We start from the raw sequence: 21,101 nt of genomic DNA, 5'->3' as shown, positions 1-21,101 counted from the left end.
CCAAACGACGAAGACGACTTGAATATCGGCCCGCCCCCTCGCGTCTGAGCGCCTGTAAGCCAAACACACCCATCACGCACATCCCATGGGGAATGACTCGATGCGCTCGACCGAAGTTTCCGTACGTCCGTCAGTCGAACGAATCACCGTGCTCGCTACCGCCGTTTGCCTGTCGGCGACAAGCCTGCTGCTCAACGCCTGCTCCGAAGACGCCGTCGACGGAGATTGGGGCATCGACGAGAACGTGACGTTCGAGGTCGAGCAGCTTCAAGGCCCGCCCGAAGAGCCGGGGGACTACCTGGGGCGCATCGGTGACAATCTCTATTTCGCGGGTAATAACAACCTCCACTTGAGGCCGAGCAACCCGGCGACGGTCTACTCGGCCGCCGCTAGGTGGCACTACGCGCCGGCCGAAGTCACCGCGGCTGCACGCGGCGATGGTGGCCACCGCGAGCAGATCGTCGAGGTCGACGGCGAGTTCTTCTACCTCTTCGAAGGCGGCGCCGTGTTGTACGGGACGAGCGATGGCGGCCAGACCTGGCAGGAGATGGGCGACGTCCCCGAAGTGGGCGGTGGCAGGCTTTTGGGGGACGGCGAGCATCTGTACGTGCTCGAGTCGCCCGTGGGCGGCCCTTCGGACGCGAGCGTGCTGTGGAGGAGCGATGACCGCGGCGAAACTTGGCAGCCGATTCTCGAGGCGATCCAACGCGATGCCGTGCGCGCCATGCCGGATCTTCTGGTCGCGGCGGTGGCCGCTGAATCCGATTGGTCGGGGCGGCTGGTGCGCTCGACCGACGCCGGAGCGACGTGGGAGGATCTCGGCAGCATGCGCGACCTCGGCTCGTATATCGAGCGATTCGGCGCCGAGGAGTGGGTCAAATTCGACGGCGAGTGGCTGACGCCCCCGCTCAAGCATCCGTACGACATGGACGGCCACCTGGGTGTGGTCGACGACGACGGGCTCGTCGACTACCGCCCGCTCGCCGGGCTGAGCGAGACCGACTCCCTCGAAACACTGACCCCCTGCGGCGACAAGCTCTATGCCACTGCCCGAGATGAGCCCGATAACCTGGATACCCCGTACGGTACCCGGCTGGGGCGCATCGACACGGCCTCGGACACCTGGACCGAACTCGAGCTTCCTGAAGAGACCTATATCCCGCTTCGGCTTTCCGGCGGGGGACTCCACTGCGTGGGCGGCGAGTCGCTCGTGGTCATCACCGACGCCGGAGCCTGGCGAAGCGACGACGGCGCGCAGACTTGGCAGCAAGTAGGCTCCCCCTTCTCGACACCTACTTACCTGTTTCGAAGCGACGGCGACCTGTACAGCGGCCAGTCCTTCTCGCCGACCTGGAAGAAGCCGCAGGACCAGAGCCGCTGGGAGCATACGACCGCGTTTCGCGAGTTGAGCGACGGGCTCTACGAGGTCAGCTTCGAAGGCGTACGCGACGTCCACGGGAGCGATGGCCGCCTATTTGTGACGGTCGAGACCGACGAGGGTGCGGCGGTCTACCGCACGAGCGGCCCCCAGGCCGACCCCGACGAGATCTGGGCTTCGCCGCAGACCAATATCCTGGAGGTGCGCGTGCACGTCGACGGTGACCACGTCGCCATCGCCGAGCATCGCCTCGGCAGCGGGTTGTTCGTCTCTCATGACGGCGGCGACAGCCTCGAGCAGGTCGACCTCCCTCCTACCGACTACGGCATCCCAGCTCCCAACTCGGTCGCATTCTTCGACGGCCGCATCTGGGTGGCGATGCCCGGCTTCGAGTTGTGGAGCAAGCCCATCGGCGACGGCGACTGGCGCCGCGAGGAGCGAGGCCTCCCCGAAACGCACCGCCCCGACGCCCTGCGGCACGCTCACGGGCGTCTGCTGGCGGTAAGCAGCCGGCAGGTCTACCGGCGCGTCGACGGCCGTTGGCAAGGCGTGCTCTCCGACGAGATTCGCCACGCTCTCGATCTGCCCGCCATCGAGGCATTCGGCGAGTTCGACGACCCGGACATCCACGACGCGACCGTCTTCGGCGGCGTCCTGGTGGTGGCCACCGACACCAAGATCGCGCTCGTACGCCCCGACGACAGCTACGACATCCTCGACGAGACCGGCGGCGTCGAACTCTTCGACCTCGGCACCGAGCTGTACGCCGCCGCCCCCAATGGCGGCCTCGTGCGCGTGGCACGCTAGGTACAAGCACATAATGTCTGTGACTTACGAGAAGTGCCTGCTCCGATGAGCCTCCACGACAGTTGCAGCCGTTCTTGGTTCTTGGTTCTTGGCAAGGACGTCGAAACATCGACCACGAACCAACTACCAAGAACAGCTGCATGCTTACCAGGCGATTCGATAGCCGGAGTGCGACTCTTAAAGTACACAACTTCCGTGTTTGCACTTCACGTCGAACCCGTCAGTCCTCGACAATCTCGGCAGGCTCGTACAAAGCCTTCCAGTCCTCCCGCACGATCGCGTAGCGGTGCTCGTCCTCGAACTCGCCGTCGTCCCCCCTGGCGTAGCCCCGAAGTGTCCCCTCGAACCGAAATCCAGGCGTCTTCTCGATGGACCGCTTCGAGGCGAGGTTCGAAGCGTTGCAGCCGGTTTCGATGCGGTGCAGGCCGAGGAGTTCGAAGCCAAGGTAGAACAGATGCGGCTTGCTGCCGGGTGCAATGCCCCGGCCACGCATCTCGGGCAGCGTGAACGCCCCAGTGTAGCCTCGACGGACGGGCCAACTGCCGATCCCCAGCAGGCTGCATCCGACGACCTCGCCGTCGTTCACAGCGTAGAAGCCCCACTTAGTGCGCCGGCCTTCGGCGTCGTAACGTGGCAGATAGTGCGCACGAACGGCGTCGATGAACGTCTGGCTATCGCGGTTGTCGCGCAGGTACTCCTCGAGTTCAGCCACACTCTGCTCGGTGATGAGGTGCAGCGTGATGGCTCCGTGCGTCAGGCTCATCGGCGCGATGGACACTGAGAAGTGCTCCCCGTCCTCCCGCTCGTCCGACGATACGGCTTCACGGTCCACAAAGTAGCTCGCCTCGAAGCGCCGACGCATCTCGGCGACCGAGACCGGATACCACGGCATCAGTTCATCGGCCCGATCGACCTCCATCCACGCAACCTCGTGAATCTCGGCGTCGTCGGGCCTGCCGACAGGCTCGGGCTCCAACAGCCGGCACGCGAAGACGAAGAACGTGGCGTCGCACGCCCCCAGACGCTCGCTGATAGCCACGAGCTTATAGGGCTCGGTGTCGTACCCCGTCTCCTCGAACACCTCACGACGCGCCGTCTCGGCGAGCGATTCGCCGCGTTCTTGGCCGCCACCGGGAAGACTCCAGCCGCGGCCACGGTCGTTTTGTACCATCAGCACGCGCTCGTCGTGCTCGTCGAAGACTAATCCGTAGACAATATGCATCGGGCTCATTTCAGCTCCAGACGTGCTTCGATCCGGTAGAGTTTCCCAGCGGTGACAGCCGGCCATAGATGCGCTACCGGTCGCACGTTTTCGAGTCGAGAAGCTACAAGCGGGTGGAAGGTGGCTCCTCCGTTCGAATTGCGAGCCTTGCAGGTCTCCCACGCCCGCTATTAGCGGCGAGGTTGGACGGCGACCTCGCGAAACGGCCATTAGAGTGTCGCCCTACGTCAGCCCTTGCCATGCGACCGGGCCCCTTCCGTCTCGCAAACCACGCTCGACACCTCCCCCTTTGAGTCGAGAAGCTACAAGCGGGTGGAAGGTGGCTCCTCCGTTCGAATTGCGAGCCTTGCAGGTCTCCCACGCCCGCTATTAGCGGCGAGGTTGGACGGCGACCTCGCGAAACGGCCATTAGAGTGTCGCCCTACGTCAGCCCTTGCCATGCGACCGGGCCCCTTCCGTCTCGCAAACCACGCTCGACACCTCCCCCTCAAAATAACGGCGCCAACAACACCCCGAACACCAGCGGCGTTCGCACGAGCACGCCGGTGCTCACCCAGAACTGCGGCGCGCCCGCGCCGTACGCCACGCTCGCCTCGACGAACGCGCCCACGCCGGCCTCGCCGAGCGCGAGCAAAATCGCGCAGCCTTCGCCCGAGCAGTCGCTGTCGCTCGCGTCCTCGCCGTTGGCCCAGCTGGCCCACTCGACGGTGCCCTGCAGGGACGTCATGAACTGTCGATCCACGCTGGGCGCTCCCAGCAGGTAGTGCTGCTTGAGGTTCGAGCCCCAGCGCACGCCCCCTTCCTGGGCCCACAGAAGCCCGCCCTCGACGTAGGGGCCGTGGACGAAGCCGCCTTCGACGTTGGGAAAGAAGCTCCAACCGGGGGCGGCGTCGAAGCGGCGCGCCTGCTCGGCGTCGAGGAGGTGCATGACGTGGACGCCGGCGCGCAGCGGGAAGGTCACCGGCTCGGGGTCGGCGGGGCCCCCCAGCGAGACGCCGCCGTCGAGCTTGGTGGGCGGGATCAATACGGGCACGGGCAGGCACGCCGATTGGACGAAGAGCGCGGCCAACAATATGGCAAACACAGCTCGGCGAGTCATCGCTCCATCTCCCCGTGCGCCCATGCGCCGACCTCGAGGCCCATTCGTCTCAACGCCTCGACGAAGTCGTCGGCCAGCGGGTCGACCACGCGCAGCGGCTCGCCGGTGCGTGGGTGGGGGAAGTCGAGCGACAGGGCGTGCAGCGCCATGCGATCGAGGCCGTAGCGGTCGCGAATGGCGCGGTTGAGCTTGCCTTTGCCGTAGGTCGTGTCGCCGATGAGGTGGTGATTGATGTGGCGCATGTGACGGCGAATCTGGTGGACGCGCCCGGTGTGCGGGCGCACCTCGACGAGCGACAGGGCGCGCGGCTCGGTGTCGCGAAGTGCGGCCACGCGCCGAAAGCTCGACTGGGCGGGCACGCGCTCTTTGCCGCGCGCCTTATTGGGGATGGGGTGGTCGATGTGGCCCGACTCGGGCGTAATCCCGCGCACCAGCGTCAGGTAGCGCTTGGTGACCTCGCCTGCGTCGAACATGTCGTTGAGCGTGCGGGCGTCGGTGGGCGTCTGCGCGAAGATGACCGCCCCGCTTGTGGCCCGGTCGAGGCGGTGGATGGTGTGGACCTTGTCGCTGGCGACCACCTCGCGCATCACGTCGACCAGGACGACCTCCGCGTCGCCCCAGCCTCGGTGGACGAGCATGCCGCTGGGCTTCGAGACGACCATCAGGGCGTCGTCCTCGAACAGCACGCGCACGCCGTGGGTCAGATCTCGTTGCGAATGGGTCATGGCGAGGCTCCTAAATCGCCGTTCACAATAATGACTCACTTCTCGCTTGTCCTGAACGACGATGACTGCGTTGCTCGTTCTCCACGATGCGCTGCATCGCGTCGGCCTCGCGCCTTGTCCTCGTCGCTCAGTGCGGCGCGATTTGAGTGAGTCATTATTACGAACGTCTTTGGCTGGTGCGTCTACAAGCTGGGTGAAAAACTACCGCAACGTGTCGTGGGATTCCACCGGGAGAGGAGACTGGCGTAGCGTGTCGGTCGTTTGCTTCTGCATCCGGGCGACGTAGGTTATTCGTGCGCTCGCTCCCAACACGACCGACAGCCTCCGGAGACCCGTGAACACGCACCGACTCGCCATCGCGCTCATCTCGGCTCTGACCCTCGTTGCAAGCTGCGCCGGCGCGCCGAAGCACGCCGAGCCTGCGCAGCCAGCCGACGCCTCGACGCAGGCCTGGAGCGCCGACGACTACGACGTCGTCGTCCAGATCACGGCCGACGCCGTGCTGGTGGACGGCAAGGAGGTCGCGACGCACGACCGGGTCGTGTTCGACGAGGGCGTCGAGCGGCGCGATATCGAGGGGCTCTACGTCGTGCCGGTGTCCCGAGCGGTGAGTAAGGCGGCCAAAGGCGCCCCCGAAGACGCGTCGCTGGCCGTGGTCGTCGACCCGGCGGTGGGCGCAGATCTGTTCACGTCGGTGATCTACACCGCCCCCAGCGCGATGTCGGTGGGTGAGTACGCGCTGATCGTCGGCGACGCGCCGCCGGTGGTGGTGTCGGTGCCCGACATGGGCAAGCTCATGGCGCAAGAGAAGCTCACCGCCGCCCCCATGCTCACCCTGTCGCCCACCTGGGAGACGATGCGGCTGGCGGCGTTCATGAACGTCGCCAAGCTGGGCGCCTGCGTCGACGACAACACCTGCGGGGCGCGGGCGACCGAGCGTCGCCGGTGGGTCTCCGAGGCGCGAGGCGCGTCCGACCCATCTTCCGGCGAACAAACAAAGGCCCTCCTAAACAAACTCGCGGCGAGCTACGACTTCGACCGCGCCCACGCCGCGCTGAACAAGGCGGCCGAGCAGGCCGAAGAGCTCAACAAGCAGCCGCCGCGCTACCTGCAGGTTAACCTGTCGGGGGAGTTGCCGGTGAGCTTGTACCCGGAGATGTTCGCGCTGCGCTGCGCGAATTGGTCGCCGGGGATGGTCGCCGAGGCCACGCGCGAGGGCCGGTGGGAGTGCGATGCGATGGTCGAGACGATCGTGGTCAACATCGTGCGATAATCTAAGTAACTGCACGGAGATTGTGCGGGAAAGCTCGGCGAGCAATCGGCGGCAAGCACAAGGAGACAGCCCGCAGGCGATGCCAGCGGCATCGTCGAGGGATGGCGACGCAGTGATTGGCGTCGAGAGCCGCCGAGATGACCGACAGAATCTTCGTGTAGTTACTTAAAACATCCACGCCACGCTCACCCGCCCTTGCCAGCCGTAGCGATCGGCTCCGGCGACCGGAAGGTCGACGCCGGCGGCCAGCCGATACTCCCCTGCCCTGGCCCAGCCGAGTTCGTTGCGCAGCACCGTGGTGTCGTCCATCGCGCCGTCGAGCACGAAGACGTGGTCGACGCCCACCGAGGCGTACGCGGGCCCCCAGACGAGCGCGCCGCCCAGGCGAGTGAACGCCTCCTGGGGGCTGTGCGGCGACAGCACCGAGCCGTGGGGGCCGAGCTGCTCGCCGGTGGTCGGGTCGACCATCTCTTCGTCGTCGGCGGCGTCGTCGCCGTCGAACACAGAAAAGCGCCCCGCGCCCAGCGCGTAGAAGACGAGCCAGTCGGCCGGCTGGGTGGAGACGGCCACGAACGGGGAGAACTCGACGTGGCCGGCGCCCAGGCCGTCCTCCTCGACGCCCGTGGGCAACGCAGTCCCCGCGCCCGCCGACACGAGCAAGCCGCCGTGGTCGGACTCGTAGAGCGAAAACTTGGCGCTCAGCTCGACGTCGGACAGGCCGATGACCTGGCGGCCGTCGTCGTATTGGATGTAGGCCACGGGCACGCGAGCGGTGGCCGAGAAGCGGTCGGTCGCGGCCCATTCGAGGGCGGCGGTCAATATCTGATAGTCGCCGCGAAAGTAGCGGCCGAAGTCGAAGGACGCGGCGCGAAGCTCGACCTCGGCGACCGACATCGGCTCGACGAAGGCGATGCCCGACTCGGAGACGACGTGGTGGGCGTGGGCTGCGCGGGGCACCGTGAGCACGGTGAGCAAGGTGAGCGCGGCGACGAGCAGCGCGAGCGTCTTGGGCGTGTTCGGTCGGGTCATCTCAACTCCCCAGCTCGACGTCGAGCTCGATGGACTCGCGTGCGTTGAGCAGCACGGCGCGGGCGGTCTGCTCGGGGTCGGCGTCGGTGAAATCGACGCCCTCGAACCAGGCCGCCATATTCTTGTTCAGGATCACTCGCCCCGTCTTCGCGCCCGATCGCGGAAAGCTCCACGGCGCGGCGGCGCCGGTCGTCGAGGCGACCTTGTCGAGCTCGATGTCGAAGGCTGCGCCGGTGGCGAGTTCGAAGGGCTTTGGGGCATTTTCGTTTGGCGCATCCTCGTCCGGCGCAAGATAGGTCCCGCGCACGTAGAGGGTGCGCCCGACCATGTCGACGTCGGCGGGAAGCCCGATGGCGTCGTCGTCGGCGGCGCGCACGTCGAGGCGCACGGCGCAATAGTCGCCCGGGGGCGGCAGGAACTCCCCGATGCGCCACGGATGCGACGATCGGCTGGACGCTCCAACGAGCGCCTCGACGTGGGGTGTGCCCAGCCGGGTGGGCGTGGTCGGGCCGTGGGCGTGCGCCGAAGGGAGCAGCGCTCGGGTGAGCGTGCGCAGGCTAAACCCCGGCAAGTCGCGCGGGTCGTCGACCTCGTCGCAGGCGAGCAGCGTGACCGTGTCGGTAACCAGGTAGGCGGCGTCGACGCGCACCTCGAAGCCCAGGTCGTTGACGATGACCGCGTCGGCCGAGGCGCCCTGCTCGACCTGTTCGCCCTGCCCGGCTCGTTCGGTTTCAGACTCGTGGGTGATGAACACGTCGAGCCTGTGCTCTGGCCAGTCGATGCGCCACGAGCAGGCGCCCAGGGCGACCGCCGACACTCCCGCCAGCACGACGGTCGCCAAGAAAACCCGTACAACGCGTCGCATCACTGCTCCTCGTTTTGCTCTTGGCTTGGGCCAGCTTGCGCGAACGGGTCGCCAAACCGCGGGTCGTTGATGAACGTCTCGTCGGTCAGGCTCTCCAAGAAGGCGACCAGGTCGGCCTTCTCCTCGTCGGTGATCAGAAAACCGCTGACGAACTGGCTCTTGTTGGGGTGGTCGCGCCCGTCGCCGAAATAGGGCCCGTCGGTGACGAATCGGCCGCCGGCGGCGTAGTGATCGACGATCTCTTCGAGCGTGGCGATGCTCCCGTCGTGCATATACGGGGCGGTCAGCGCGATATTGCGCAGGGTGGGCGCGCGGAAGCGGCCGCGATCCTCGGGGCGGCCGGTCGAGTCGTATAGCCCCTGGTTGCCCTCCGGGTAATTGCCGGTGTCGTCGATATTGTAGAGGCCGTTGTTGTGGAAGGCGACCTCGCGAAACACGGTGTTCTCGTGGTCGTTGGAGTCGGAGAAGTTGAACCCGCCGTGGCAGTGGAAGCACTCGAGGCGCTCGCTGAAGAAGAGCTCCATGCCGCGCTTGGCCGAGGCGGACAGGGCGTCGTCGTCACCGCCGTACATGTACTGGTCGAAGGGCGAATTGCCCGAGATCAGCGTGCGCTCGAACGCCGAGATCGCCTTGACGACGTGGTCGAGGCTGACCAACTCGTCGTCGGCGTCCGGAAACGCGGCCTCGAACATCGCCGGGTAGCGCTCGTCGGCGCGCAGGCGGCCCAAGATCTCGTCGACGTGGCCCACCCAGCCGAGCTCGACCGGGTCCTCGTTGAACAGTGGGACCATCGCCTGCTGCTCGAGGGTGGTCGTCACCGGGTTCGCCCAGTTGAGCGTCGAGGCGTAGGCCACGTTGACCAGCGCCATCGAGTTTCGCGGGTGGATGTCGCCGGTGGCCCCCTCGGCGGTCGTCTTGCCGTCGGTGAAAGCGAGCTCTTGCTTGTGACACGTCGCGCACGAGGTCGTCTCGTTGACCGACAGGCGCGTGTCGTAGAAGAGGTGGCGGCCGAGCTCGACCTTCGCCTCGGACATCGGATTGTCCTCGGGCACCCGTGGGAGGGGGAATCCCTCGGGCACGTTCCAGGCGTAGGTCGACTCGGCCGTGGGGGACGGGTCGTCCGCGCCGCAAGCAGCAAGGAGCGTCGCGGCGATGATGGCCAGTGGTGTGGTGAGTTTGTGCATAGCGTGGCCAGTGGGGTCTATTTCTTCGTCACGAACGTCTGCACACCGGCCTCCACCGAGCCGAAGCTCAGGCCGTACTTGTCGAAGACCTGCTCGCAATCGGTGTGGTCCGGGAAGGACATGCACACGGCGGCCTCGCCGCTCTCTTTGGTGCTCAAGTCGAGATCGGCGAGCAGTTGGCCGGCGTCGATGGCGATGACGTCCTGGGCGGGATCGAAGTCGTCGAGGCTGACCTGGATGCGGTTGGGGTTCGAGCAGCCAGAAACGTTGCCCTGCTCACCCTCACAGGCAGTGCTGCCGAGGTGGAGCTGGAAGCCGGCGGTGTCGCCTGTCTGGCCGTCGACGCGCAGGAATTTGTAGCCCGCCGCCCACGACCAGTACATCGAGCTCAAGTTCAGCGGGGCGGGCGCGGTGGCCACGTCGTCGTGGTTGAGCTCGAAGGGGACGCCGACGACGAACTCGACGCCGGTATAGTCGCCGTCGGGCACCTGGCCGACGACTGTGTCGTTGAGTTCGGCGGTGCCGTTCGCGCAGCCGCCGGTCTTGTCCTCGAAGTCGAGCAAGGCGACGTTCTCGTGCTGCCACATGCCGTCCTGGGCCAGCTCGACGGGCACCTTGGCCCCGTCGGCGGTCACCAGCGCGACCTCGGAGACGTACACCTTGAAGTCGTGGAACTCGACGTCGGTGTCGGTCGTGCCCATGCCGGCGTAGGTTTGCCCGCAGGCGAACGACTCGTCGCCGACCATCCCCTGGAAGCGCAGGGTCACGTCCTGCGGGGCGGCGTCGTCATTGTCGGAGGCGTCATCGCCGCAGGCCGTGGCCATCAAGGTCAGGCCGGTCAGCGCGGAGAGGAGGAGGCGAGGCGAAAGGAGACTGCTAGGTGTGCTCATCATGGTTCATCCGTCAGTGCGATTGGTCCATTACAACGCTATTTGGGACCCGCGAGGGGTAATGCGTCGTATGGTACCGGGCAGCGCACGGATGAAAATGTGGCAAATTGTCGCACCCTGTTCGGTGCTACTTACGGCAACAGCGTTCGGTGCTACTTACGGCAACAGCGTTCGGTGCTTCTTACGGCAATAGCGCCGCAATCGCGTCGCGGATCAGACCGCGGCGGCCGCGGCGTTCGTTCTGCCGTCGACGCTCGCGTCGCGCCTCGAGGCCCTCTCCGATGAGCTCTTCGAGTGCCTCGCGGGCGCTCTCGGCGAAGTCGCGGCGAATCGCAACGAGCTCCCAAGGATCGTCGACGTCGCTGATGTCGGGCGGTGAGATGGGCTCGCCGATATGGAAATAGAACGGCACGCGACGAGCGATCGGGATGAGGATGGGGACCTTGTAAGACTTGTCGCCCAAAAAGGGCGCCGAGACGAGGCCGCGGTTGTTGAGCACGGGAAAGACCTCGTCGGGGCCGATGGCCGCGAAGGGCACGATCGGCTTCTGGGCGCGGATGGCCACATCGGCAAAGCCCTGGCGCTCGCCCCACTTGAGGGTGTAGCGGTCGTCCTTGCCCTTGATGGAGTCCTTCGCCCCGCCCGGGTAGGTCACGACCATCTCGTCGCTGTCCAACAAGTCGATGCACGTGCTGCGCGTGCCCTCGACGGCGCCGAGCTGGTGCATCAGCCATTTGAGACCGGGCACGCCGAACAGCGAGCGCAGCGCCATGCCGCGCGGGATGCGCCCGGTGGCGCCGTAGAGCGCCGGGAAGAACGCCAGGCTGTCGATGCCGAAGTGCGAGTGATTGCCGACGAGCAGTGAGCCGCCCTCGGGGATGCGCTCGGCGCCCTCGACGGTGACGTCGAAATACTCGAGCACGTAGTCGAGCGCCTTGATCGCCGCCTTCGGGATCGAATCATCGGCGCAGATTGTCGCCGGGTACGACGTGCCTGCTCGGTTTACGTGGCTATCGGCCAACGAAAACTCCTGTTTATGTTTCGAAGTGGGGGTCACTTGCATCTTAGTTTCGCAAGGCCATGAACGAATCGTCAATGGCCGCTATTTCGAGCCGATGGCCGCGAAACGTAGACGGCAGGACAGACGATGTTGAACCTCACTGCAGGACAATCCACCAAGCGACCGGGCCAGAACCTTTTGGTGCCGGAGGCGTTCGAGCGCGCATTGAGCGGCTTCGCCGTGCGCAGCGCGTTCCAGGGCATGGAGAGCGCCGGCATGCTCGAGCCGCCGGAGGGCTACGGCGACCACGACGTGGTGGTCCATCGCGACATCGCCTACGCCGACTCGGGCGCCGAGCATCACCGCCTCGACGTCTACCGCCCCGACGACGACCGCACCTACCCGGCCGTGCTCTACGTGCACGGCGGCGGCTTTCGCATCCTGTCGAAGGACACCCACTGGATGATGGCCAAGACGCTGGCTCGCCAGGGCTACGTGGTCTTCAACATCAACTATCGACTCGCCCCTGAGCACCGCTATCCCGCGGCGGCCGAAGATACCTGCGCGGCGTATCTGTGGATGCTCGACCGGGCCGACGAGTACGGCGCCGACGCCTCCCGAGCCATCGTCGCCGGTGAGTCGGCGGGGGCGAACCTGGTCACGGCGTTGACCGTGGCGGCCACCGTCGAGCGTACCGAGCCGTGGGCGCGCCACGTCTTCGAGCGCGGCGTCGTGCCGGCTGCGTCGGTGCCCACCTGCGGTATCCTGCAGGTGTCCGACCCGTTGCGCATCGAGCGTCGCAAGAACAAGCGGGTCTCCAAATTCGTGCGCGACCGCCTGCTCGAGGCGGCTGACGCCTACTTGCCCAACGCCGACCTCGAACCCGCCTCGACGCCCCCTATGGCCGATCCGTTGCGGGTGCTCGAGCGCGCCGACAAGACCGACCGGCCCTTGCCGCCCGTGTTCGCGGCGGTGGGCACGCGAGACCCGCTGCTCGACGACACGCGCCGGCTGGCGCGCACCGTCGCCCGACTCGGCGGCTTCTGCGACGACCGCTACTACGACGGCGAGTTGCACACCTTTCACGCGCTCATGTGGCGAGAAAATGCGCGGCAGTACTGGCGCGACCTGTTCGACTTCCTCGACGAAGCCCTCGCCGACCGCGCGAGGCGTCGTTTTCTTCGAGCTACGGGTTGAACTGGAAACTGCGCCACAATTGGCTACAATGCGCCCGTTCCATCCCACATGACGCCTGTGGCACATGAGTGACGACGCAGTTTCTGCCAACTCGAAGTCGGCTGTCTCTCCCGAGACTTGGCGCAAGATCGCCTTTGTGTGGGCGAGCTTGGCTGCCAAGCCGATCTCGAAGCCCGATGAGGTGATCGAGGAGTTCTGGCAACGCGTCTCCGACGTGCTCGACTTCGACACCGCGTTTCTGGTGCTCGCCCATCACTCCGAGCTCGACCGACGCGCCGAGCGCCTGGGCTATATCGAAGGCTGGGTGCCTGCCGAGGTGTTCTACGCCCCCGACTCTTACGACCCGGCCCACGCCGCAGCGATCGAGGAGTTCCGCCGCGAGCGCATGCCCCACGACACCTGGATTCAGCACAATATCGCAGCGGCCGGCGAGCACCGCACCTTTATCCGCCAAGACGTGCTAGGCGACGAGCCGTGGGAGAGCTGCAGCACAGGCTGGCTCATGGAGCAGATGGACGTTCGAGACCGCATGATCAGCGTCTTTGCGCTCGACGACTCCGTCGAAGTCCACCTGGGCTTCGACCGGCGCGGCCCCACGTCCTTCGCGCCTATCGACCGCAACACGGTCCACGCCCTCAACAAAGGGCTGGGGCCCTTCTGGGCGCGCCTGGCGATGAGCTTCGGGCTCTACAAGCACCAACAGTCTCTGACCCCGCGCCAGCGCGAGACACTGTTGTACCTGCTCGACGGCTACTCCGAAGCCGAAATCGCCGAGCTGATGAACCTCACCCAAGGCTCGGCGCACCAGTACGTGGTCGCGGTCTTTCGAAGCCTCAACGTCAACAGCCGCGCCGAGTTGATGGCCAAGTGGATGGGCGACTACGGCATCGAAGTCCCCGAGCCCTGAAGTCGCCCCCAAGCGCCTCCCCCCTACTGATCCGTAAATTGTCCCACGAGCCCGCGCTGGGCTAGCCTTTTTCGGTTGAATTAGACCTCAATCGAAGGGCTGCACGTCATGTTCCGTTCGTCTCGTTGGACCTTAGTATATCTATGTTTTCTCGCTGCCGCCGCGGCCGGTTGCTCGGACGCGGGCACGAATCGATCACCGCTCGACGCCGGCAGGGACGCCGTCTCGGATACCGATTTCGACGCGTCCGATATCGGTCCTGAGGACGGCGGTCCCGATGACGCCGACCGGCATGACGCGGGCGACGTCGAAGACACGGGCGAAGACGCCGACGCCGAATCGGACGCCGACGCCGGGTCGGGCGGCGCCACCGCGCGCAGCCTGTCGGACTATCGCAGTTGCAATACCGACTCCGATTGCCCGGTCGGGCTGGGCAACTGCACCAAAGAAGTCTCGCTGAACCGCCAGGCTCAGGACGGCCGAAGCAGCGTACAGGTCTCCGAGATCTTCGACTCGGTGAGCCCCGGCGAAGGTATCTGCACGTATGTGTGCACCGACGACGTCGCCGCCTGTGACGACCTGTCGATGAACGGCACCACGCCCGACGCCGAGCCGCACACCTGCCAGCTCGTCTTCGTCGACGCGCCACCCTACCCGGCGAGCGCGCCGGCGTTCCCGTTCGACGACCAGCTCGACCCGGCCGAACAAGAGCTCGGCGCGGCCTTCGGTGCACTTTGCCGCCCCCCCTTCGGCCTCGACGAGGACGTCGACGACAGCCTGTGCGCGAGCTGCCAGAGCACCCAGGACTGCGGCGACGAGGGCGCCATCTGCTGGAATTTCCAGACCGGCGCGGCCGCCGACGGCGAGGCGGGCACCTGCTTGCCGAGCTGCTCTGACAACGTCGACTGCCCCGGCGGCTTCGTGTGCGACGTGAGCGACGACGCCCAAAACAGCTACTGCCGTCCCGTCGAAGGGACCTGCTCGAATTGCCGCGACCATGACGCCGACGGCTTCGGCGACGGACGCTGCGCCGACGACGGCACGACCACGCCGCACGACTGCGACGACGTCAACCCCGACGCCTACTACGCGCCCAATGACCCGAACCATGCCTTCCCGCAGTTCTGCGGCGAGTTCGACTACAACTGCAACGGCCTGTCCGACGCGATCGAGCAGGTCGGCGCCGACGCCTTTGGCGCCGAGCACTGCACGGCCTGCTTCGACACCTGCTCGGGCGCGGTGCCCAACGGCACCAAGACCTGCTCGACGGTCACCTCCAACGGCAATAGCGCCCCGGCGTGCACCCCACTGTGCGACACCGACGCAAACGGCGAGCCGACCCACGCCGACTGTGACGGCGACGTGAGCAACGGCTGCGAGGTCACCATCACCAACCCCGACAACCTCCTGTACGCCGACACTGACGGCGACGGCCGTGGCGACCTGAACTCGCCGCTGTTTTTGTGCGACCCCAACCAGAACCCGCCGACGGGCTACGTCGCCAACGCCGACGACTGCGACGACGACAACGCCGCTGCGTACGGCGCCGGCGACGCAGGTCAGGCCGCTGAAGAGGTGTGCGACGGCGTGGACAACGACTGCGACGGTACCGTAGACGAACCCACGGCGATCGACGCACAGACCTGGTATGCCGACACCGACGGCGACGGCGAAGGCGACGCGGCGACGAGCCAGCAAGCCTGCACGCAGCCGACGGATTACGTCGCCAACGCCGACGACTGCGACGACGGCGACGACCAGCGTTATTCAACCAACACGGAGACGTGCGACACGAAGGACAACGACTGCAACGGCCTCGTCGACGACGGCGTGACCACGCGCTACTTCCTCGACGCCGACACCGATGGCTTCGGCGACCCGACCAATTACCGGGACGAATGCAGCCAACCTTCCGGCTACGTGCTCGACAACACCGACTGCGACGACGGCGACGATGAGAAGGCGCCCAACTTGAGCGAAGCCTGTGACCAAAAGGACAACAACTGCGACGGTGAGGTCGACGAGGGCGTCACCACGACCTATTACCAAGACTTCGACGGAGACGGCTTCGGGTCGACTCACCAACCCGTGGAAGCATGCAGCCAGCCTTCCGGCTACGTGACCAACGCCGACGATTGCTTCGACGTCCACCACAAGATCTACCCGGGGGCGGCCGAGTTGGAGCAGAACTCGACGGCGTGCATGAAAGACGCCGACGATGACGGCTACGGCGACGACTTGACCGGGGTGCGCGTCGGCGAATACGGCCCTACGCAACCGGGCACGGACTGCCAAGACGAGTACGACACCGCCTATCCGGGCGCGCTCGAAATCTGCGACGCATATAGCGACGGTAGCCCCATCGACAGCAACTGCGACGGCACCGCCAACGAGGGCTGCCCGAGCGCCTTGTCTCCGGGCACGACCTCGACCAACTCGACCTGGGTCCCTTCGTTCCCGACCTCGTCGGCCTCATTCGAATGCAACGACGGCGAAGTGCTGACCGATATCGAGGTCAAGGTCGACACCTTGTACTTCAAGATTGCGGCCATGCGCGGCAAGTGCGAGAGCCTCGACTTGCGCGACAGCGACGGGGACGGCATCGACGATGAAACGGTGCTCAGCGCAGGACGTTGGCTCCTATGGGCCGGCCTCTACCGCAACGATAGCCCCACCACCACCGAGACGCTGCAATTGGGCACCAAGCCGGCCGAGGTGATCACCTCGCTGGCCGTCGAGGCAGACAGCGTCGACCATATCCGGGAGTTGACGCTGAACGCATCGGTGATCGACCTGCATCTTCCCAACGATACCGGCACGAGCCCGGCGACTGTCGGGCTGAGCGCAGGCACGAGCGACATCTTCGGCTGGGACGCCTCGGGCATGACCGACCGCCTGAGCGAATGCCCCGTGGGCACGGTGGCGACGGGATACGCCGCGAGCTTCGTGCTCGGCACCAACAACACGCCGATGCACGCGCTGACAAACCTTCGGCTGCGTTGCAGCAACCTCGACTTGAGCCTGATTCAGTAGCATTCACCAGCGCGAGATGTGCTGCCTGCAACAAAAAGCCCCGGCTCGACACATCGTCGAACCGGGGCGTTTTGCGTCTCGTGCACTCAGGTCACTCGCACTGCCCTTCCGGGAACACGTCCTGGTAGCTGTAGGTCAGCTCGAGCTCGATATCCTCGAGCTCGTTCCAGTCGATGTTGGGGTTCTCGCCGGCGCTCTTGTTGATGAGCACTGTGTACTGGTTGACCAACGGCAGCCCGCCGAAGGTCTCACTGGCCTGGCCGTCGGCGCCGATGAACTCGTTGATGCCCGCGGCCGGCGACATGCTGCGGCCGCTGGTGCGAAGCTGGGTGACCTTGCCGAAGCTCGTCGCGCCCGGGCCGAATTGCGAGACGTACTCCTCGATATTCGGCTGACACGACAAGAGCGTGGCCGTGCCGTCATACAACAGCGTGACCGTCGGGCGGCCCTCGCCGATGTCGCCGTCGAGCTTGACGTTGATCGACTTGATCTTGGCGTTGCACGTCAACTCGAGGTTGGCGAAGTCGTTGACCTCTACGAAGAAGGTCGCCGCCAGGATGTCGGGGTCGGTGGCCATCAACCCGCCGATGGTCTCGTCGGTGCTGTAGCGCACGCGCTTTCCGACCGGCACGTAGCCGCGCTGGAGCACGCGGCGGAAGCGCTCCTCGGGGCCGAGGCGCTCGCCGGTGACCCGATCTTTGACGGGGCGTCGAATGCCGAGCAGGTCCTCGCGCACCGACAGCGTGGTGGTCAGCTCGTTGATCGGCCCGCCGCAGTCGCGCTGCAGGCGCAGCAATTCGTCGGCGATCTTCTCGAGCTGGTAGGTGTTGCGCGCAAGCAGGATCTGCAGGCGCTGGTCCATGAACGGACGCACCGCGTAGTACTCGAGCGTGACAAGCCAATCCATGAGCGCGTCTTTGGCCTGCTCGAGCTTGCGCTCGCCACGCTCCAAATCGTTGGCGCGGGCGAAGATGGCCGCCGGCGAGCCGATGATCTGGTTGATATTGTCGCGCTGGCGAAGCAGGTCGTCGAGCTTGGCCTGGGTGAGCTGGGCCTTTTGGACCCACTGACGATACTCCGACAGGCCCTGCTGGAATTGGGTGACCGCCTGCTGAACGCGAAGCTCGAGGCCGGTCATCTTGGTCAGCTCCTGGCGAAGCTCGGTGCGCTTGGCGCGAAAGTCGGCCAGGTCGCGCTTGTAGGTGAGTTCAGCCTGGCGGTAGGCGCGGGCGAGCTCGATGGTCTGCTCGAGCTGCTCGACCTGCTTGTCGGTGAGCTGGTCGCGGGCCACGACCTCGTCGCGAAGCGTCGCCAGCTCGTGATCCTCGACGGCGTTTGCGAGCTCGTACTCCTCGGCCAAGGATTCCATCTGGGCCTCGCGCATCATCGAGTTCGCCTCGGCGGCCAGGTCGAGCCGCTCGGCATTCGCCTCGCGGTTGAGCGCCAGGATATTCAGGAGCGTCGAGCCGGCCACACCGGCCGCCAAGAAGCCTGCAGCAGCGGTCGCCATGACCACGTCGTCGTCACCCAGCTCGTCGGGGACGGCTTCGGCGAGGACCTCGAAGGCTCCCATCACCGTGTCGGCGGCCAGGCCGAGTTCTCGGGCGGCCTTGCGCTCCTGGGCAGCCTGGGTCATCAACCCGAGCGTCGTCTCGATATTGCCGGCGCGCATCGACTGCCACTGAGAGAACGTCGCGCCCATATCCACGATGGACGCCTCGCGAATGGAGGCCCGCTCGGCGATATTGGCCAAAATCTCTTCGACGGCGTCGTTTCGAATCTGCTGGCGCTGGGCGATATTCGCCTCGAGCTCGCGCAGGCCGTCGAGCCGTGTCTGGTTCCACGTCTCGATGTCGACGGCGAAGGCCTCGAGCTCGCTGTAGTCGAGGCTGAGCCGCTGAATGAGCGCCTGCAGGTCTTGGCGGGCAATCTTGACGTTCTGAGCCGACTCGGCCAGCTCGAGCAGCGCACCGCCCGCCTCCGAGACGTTCTGGTCGCCCATGTCGAAGGCGGCGATCTCACCGGTCGCCCTGTCGATCTCGAAGCCGCAGCGGCCCGCAGCCGTGTCGACCTCGCAGCCGGCCACGCCGGTCGCCCAATCATCGACCGAGCAGCCCGCGGGGAGCCCGCAATACTCGACGAGATCGGCGCGCAGGTCGCCAATCTGGTTGTTGATGCGGTTTCGCAGCTCCTCCTGGCTGAGAGCTTCGGCGCGCGCCTCGGCGAGCACGTCGGTGATGGCCTGGTGTGCCTCGGCGATTTCGGCACGGGCGGTGTCCTCGCGCTCGGTGAGCAGGTTGTCGTTGGAGCTCTCGGGGTTGATGGAGGTGTTGACCACGACCTCACCGTCACGGGCGTAGACCCGCTCGTCGAAGCCGCGCTCGAGGCTCTGAAGCTCGGTCATCAGCGTCGAGAAACCCGAGCCGAAGCTCGCCACCAGATAGCCCGCGCCGGCCGAGCGTGCCAGGCTGCGAAGGGAGCCGGCGGTGACGTAGAGCTTGAACATCTGCTCGGTCACGTAGCCGGCCTTTTCGTCGCGGTCGGCCTCGGCCTGCAACAACGTGTTCCAGCGCGCGGTCGCCAGCGTCAGCGATTCCATCGCCCCGCGCCAGCTCTGGGTCATCTCCATGAGCAGGCGCTGGCGGGCGTCGCCGGCGGTCGTCGAGTTCGTCTCGCGCGCCATCACGGCCAGGCCACTCGGGTCGAATTGGCCAGTGAGCACGCCCACGTGCACGTCCAAGACCTTCTGCTTCCACTCGTCGAGCAGCTCTTCGTTTTTCTCCTGAACCGCCGAGGTCACCACCGCGGGGTAGTTCGTCGCCTCGAGCCACTCCATACGCATGTTGAAGTCGGTGGCGAAAGCGCCCAACTGACGGCCGAGGTACGACTCGCGTGCGATGTCGAGGTACTGCTCGACGAGCGCGGTCATGCGCATCGAGCCTTCGGGCTGGTCGTGATAGGCGCGGGCGAGCAGTTGGCGCCCGCAGGTCACTTCGGCGCTGGGACGGCAGGTGCCGTCGGTGCCGGCGGCGCACTCTTCGAGGAAATCGTCGAAGCTCTGCCCGCCGGTGTTTCCGGAGTCGTTGAGGAAGGAGTTGATGCGACCGCCAGTCGTCTGCCCCGAGAGCGCCTCGTCGCCGACGGCGACCGCGCACAGCGCTTTGGTGTCGGCGTCGGCCGCCTCGAAGTCGGCCGCGCTGGTGATGCCGTCGCAGCCGTACGACTCGCCGTCGATATCACGCGCGACCACGGTGAAGATGTCGTCGGCGCACGCGTCGATGGCCGGTGCGGGCAATAACTGCGAGTCGGGCGCCGCCTGCTGGCCCACGTTCAGCCCGGTCGCCGTGCGCGCCTCGCCCACGCGCTCCATGACGATGTCGCCTGTGGTCACGACCGTCTCGAGCGTGGTCACGCCCTGAGCGGAGTCGACCTCGTAGAGCCCGGTCCACCGGTCGGTGAACGAGCCGAAGATCTTGTTCTTGCCCTCCATCGCCACTTCGAAGCGCATCGAGCGGCCGACTTGTTCGGCGCGCGGTACTTGCCAGATGCCGGCTGTGTTCAGGTCGAAGGCGTTGTCGAAGGTGGCCACCCAGGTGCCTACGAAGTCGTCGTAGACGAACTCGGCGGCCACATGGTCGACCGTGCCGTCGGGGTAGACCGGCGAGAAGAGCTTCTCGCGCGAGACGGGAAGGACGAGCCAAGCGCTGTCGGCCTGGTCGAGGGTGGCGTCCGTCGGCTGGGTGACCACCTCGAACTCGATGGGAAGGCCCACGCGGCCGAAGGTCTCCAAGACCGCGGTGCCGGCGTAGGCGCCGTTGGCCGAAAACGCCGGCTCCAAACTCACCTCGAAGGAGCCGACCGGGGTGAACACCTCGACGTAGACCGTGGTGCTCTCGTCCAGCGTCAGGTCGGCCAAGCCGAGCTCGAGGGGAATGCTCACCGTGTCGACGCCCCCTTCGGTGCGCTCGACGCGCTCGGCGTCGCCGATGCCGTCACTGCGTGAGATACGATACGGCAGGCCCTTCTCGGGCAGCGCCGTGTCGAATTTCAGCTCCAGTGAGACCTCGTCGCCGGCCGATGTCACCGTAAACTGCGTTTGCGGCACGTCGGCGAGCTCCACGTCCTCGAAGAACTCGGAGACCAGCGGTTGGGCCCGCAGCGCCTGTCCGCCGTCCTCGGCGCTCGCCTCGACACATTGACCGCGCGGCGAGCAGGTCGACCCGCCGCTGCACGCGACTTCGTCCGAACACTCGTAGGCGCAGGTACCCTGGAAGCAGAATCGCCCCTCCTTACAGTCCGAGTCGACCGCGCAGCCGTAGGTCGAGGCGAGCTCGATGGCCCCCTCTGCGGCCGGCTCGACCGGCCCGTCGGGTAGGTCGATGGTCTTCTCGTGCTCCTCCGAGCCGCACGCGGCCAAAAGAGAAATCGAAATCAGAATTGCGCAAACCCGCGCCCAACTTTTCAGCATGATGATTGACCCTTCTTAACCGTC

General features: G+C 66.1%; 14 protein-coding genes. 5 read left to right on the top strand and 9 right to left on the bottom strand.

Annotation, left to right across the window (positions count from 1 at the left end; all coding sequences use genetic code 11):
• The first annotated feature begins 148 nt into the window (after window positions 1-148).
• Window positions 149-2,185, top strand: coding sequence for a hypothetical protein (locus FIV42_RS20750; protein ID WP_141199546.1), 2,037 nt, complete (start codon window positions 149-151; stop codon window positions 2,183-2,185).
• Window positions 2,186-2,405: 220 nt separating this feature from the next.
• Here FIV42_RS20750 and FIV42_RS30605 read toward each other — a convergent pair whose 3' ends face one another.
• The 3 genes from FIV42_RS30605 to FIV42_RS20735 all read right to left on the bottom strand — a co-directional run bounded on the left by FIV42_RS30605 (window position 2,406) and on the right by FIV42_RS20735 (window position 5,231).
• Window positions 2,406-3,416 (bottom strand): GNAT family N-acetyltransferase, encoded by a 1,011-nt coding sequence (locus FIV42_RS30605; RefSeq protein WP_187027609.1) that lies wholly within the window; start codon window positions 3,414-3,416, stop codon window positions 2,406-2,408.
• A gap of 478 nt (window positions 3,417-3,894) precedes the next feature.
• Window positions 3,895-4,506 (bottom strand): hypothetical protein, encoded by a 612-nt coding sequence (locus tag FIV42_RS20740; RefSeq protein ID WP_141199544.1) that lies wholly within the window; start codon window positions 4,504-4,506, stop codon window positions 3,895-3,897.
• Window positions 4,503-5,231, bottom strand: a complete 729-nt coding sequence (locus tag FIV42_RS20735) for an RluA family pseudouridine synthase (RefSeq protein ID WP_141199543.1) — start codon at window positions 5,229-5,231, stop codon at window positions 4,503-4,505. The genes FIV42_RS20740 and FIV42_RS20735 overlap by 4 nt, the downstream gene beginning before the upstream one ends.
• A 334-nt stretch (window positions 5,232-5,565) precedes the next feature.
• On the opposite strand from FIV42_RS20735, the gene FIV42_RS20730 reads away from it, so the two are divergent.
• Window positions 5,566-6,504 carry a hypothetical protein gene (locus FIV42_RS20730; RefSeq protein WP_141199542.1) on the top strand — a complete coding sequence of 313 codons (939 nt, stop codon included), beginning with the start codon at window positions 5,566-5,568 and terminating at the stop codon, window positions 6,502-6,504.
• A gap of 165 nt (window positions 6,505-6,669) precedes the next feature.
• Here the strand turns inward: FIV42_RS20730 and FIV42_RS20725 are convergent, their stop codons facing one another.
• The 5 genes from FIV42_RS20725 to FIV42_RS20705 form a co-directional block, all read right to left on the bottom strand.
• The gene (locus FIV42_RS20725) at window positions 6,670-7,533 is read right to left on the bottom strand and encodes a hypothetical protein (protein WP_141199541.1); all 864 of its coding nucleotides are present in this window, start codon (window positions 7,531-7,533) and stop codon (window positions 6,670-6,672) included.
• Window position 7,534: 1 nt separating this feature from the next.
• Window positions 7,535-8,398, bottom strand: coding sequence for a hypothetical protein (locus FIV42_RS20720; protein WP_141199540.1), 864 nt, complete (start codon window positions 8,396-8,398; stop codon window positions 7,535-7,537).
• Window positions 8,398-9,582 (bottom strand): methanobactin export MATE transporter MbnM, encoded by a 1,185-nt coding sequence (locus tag FIV42_RS20715; RefSeq protein WP_141199539.1) that lies wholly within the window; start codon window positions 9,580-9,582, stop codon window positions 8,398-8,400. Before FIV42_RS20715 ends, FIV42_RS20720 begins: the two co-directional genes overlap by 1 nt.
• A gap of 17 nt (window positions 9,583-9,599) precedes the next feature.
• Window positions 9,600-10,472: an MbnP family copper-binding protein gene (locus tag FIV42_RS20710; protein WP_168210814.1), complete on the bottom strand. Its 873-nt coding sequence runs from the start codon at window positions 10,470-10,472 to the stop codon at window positions 9,600-9,602.
• 181 nt (window positions 10,473-10,653) lie between these two features.
• Complete coding sequence (locus FIV42_RS20705) at window positions 10,654-11,493, bottom strand: lysophospholipid acyltransferase family protein (protein WP_168210813.1); 840 nt, start codon at window positions 11,491-11,493, stop codon at window positions 10,654-10,656.
• A 126-nt stretch (window positions 11,494-11,619) separates the two neighbouring features.
• On the opposite strand from FIV42_RS20705, the gene FIV42_RS20700 reads away from it, so the two are divergent.
• The 3 genes from FIV42_RS20700 (at window position 11,620) to FIV42_RS20690 (ending at window position 16,609) form a co-directional block, all read left to right on the top strand.
• Window positions 11,620-12,669, top strand: a complete 1,050-nt coding sequence (locus tag FIV42_RS20700) for an alpha/beta hydrolase (RefSeq protein WP_141199536.1) — start codon at window positions 11,620-11,622, stop codon at window positions 12,667-12,669.
• A 64-nt stretch (window positions 12,670-12,733) separates the two neighbouring features.
• Window positions 12,734-13,576 (top strand): helix-turn-helix transcriptional regulator, encoded by an 843-nt coding sequence (locus tag FIV42_RS20695; protein WP_141199535.1) that lies wholly within the window; start codon window positions 12,734-12,736, stop codon window positions 13,574-13,576.
• A gap of 108 nt (window positions 13,577-13,684) precedes the next feature.
• Window positions 13,685-16,609, top strand: a complete 2,925-nt coding sequence (locus FIV42_RS20690) for a MopE-related protein (RefSeq protein WP_141199534.1) — start codon at window positions 13,685-13,687, stop codon at window positions 16,607-16,609.
• A gap of 91 nt (window positions 16,610-16,700) precedes the next feature.
• Here FIV42_RS20690 and FIV42_RS20685 read toward each other — a convergent pair whose 3' ends face one another.
• Complete coding sequence (locus FIV42_RS20685; RefSeq protein WP_141199533.1) at window positions 16,701-21,077, bottom strand: hypothetical protein; 4,377 nt, start codon at window positions 21,075-21,077, stop codon at window positions 16,701-16,703.
• Window positions 21,078-21,101: the final 24 nt, after the last annotated feature.

It is taken from the genome of Persicimonas caeni, from assembly GCF_006517175.1.
In the GTDB taxonomy this organism is placed as follows: Bacteria; Myxococcota_A; Bradymonadia; order Bradymonadales; family Bradymonadaceae; genus Persicimonas; species Persicimonas caeni.
The sequence above is the reverse complement of the archived record's forward strand: the minus strand, read 5'-3'. Positions and strand labels throughout refer to the sequence as shown.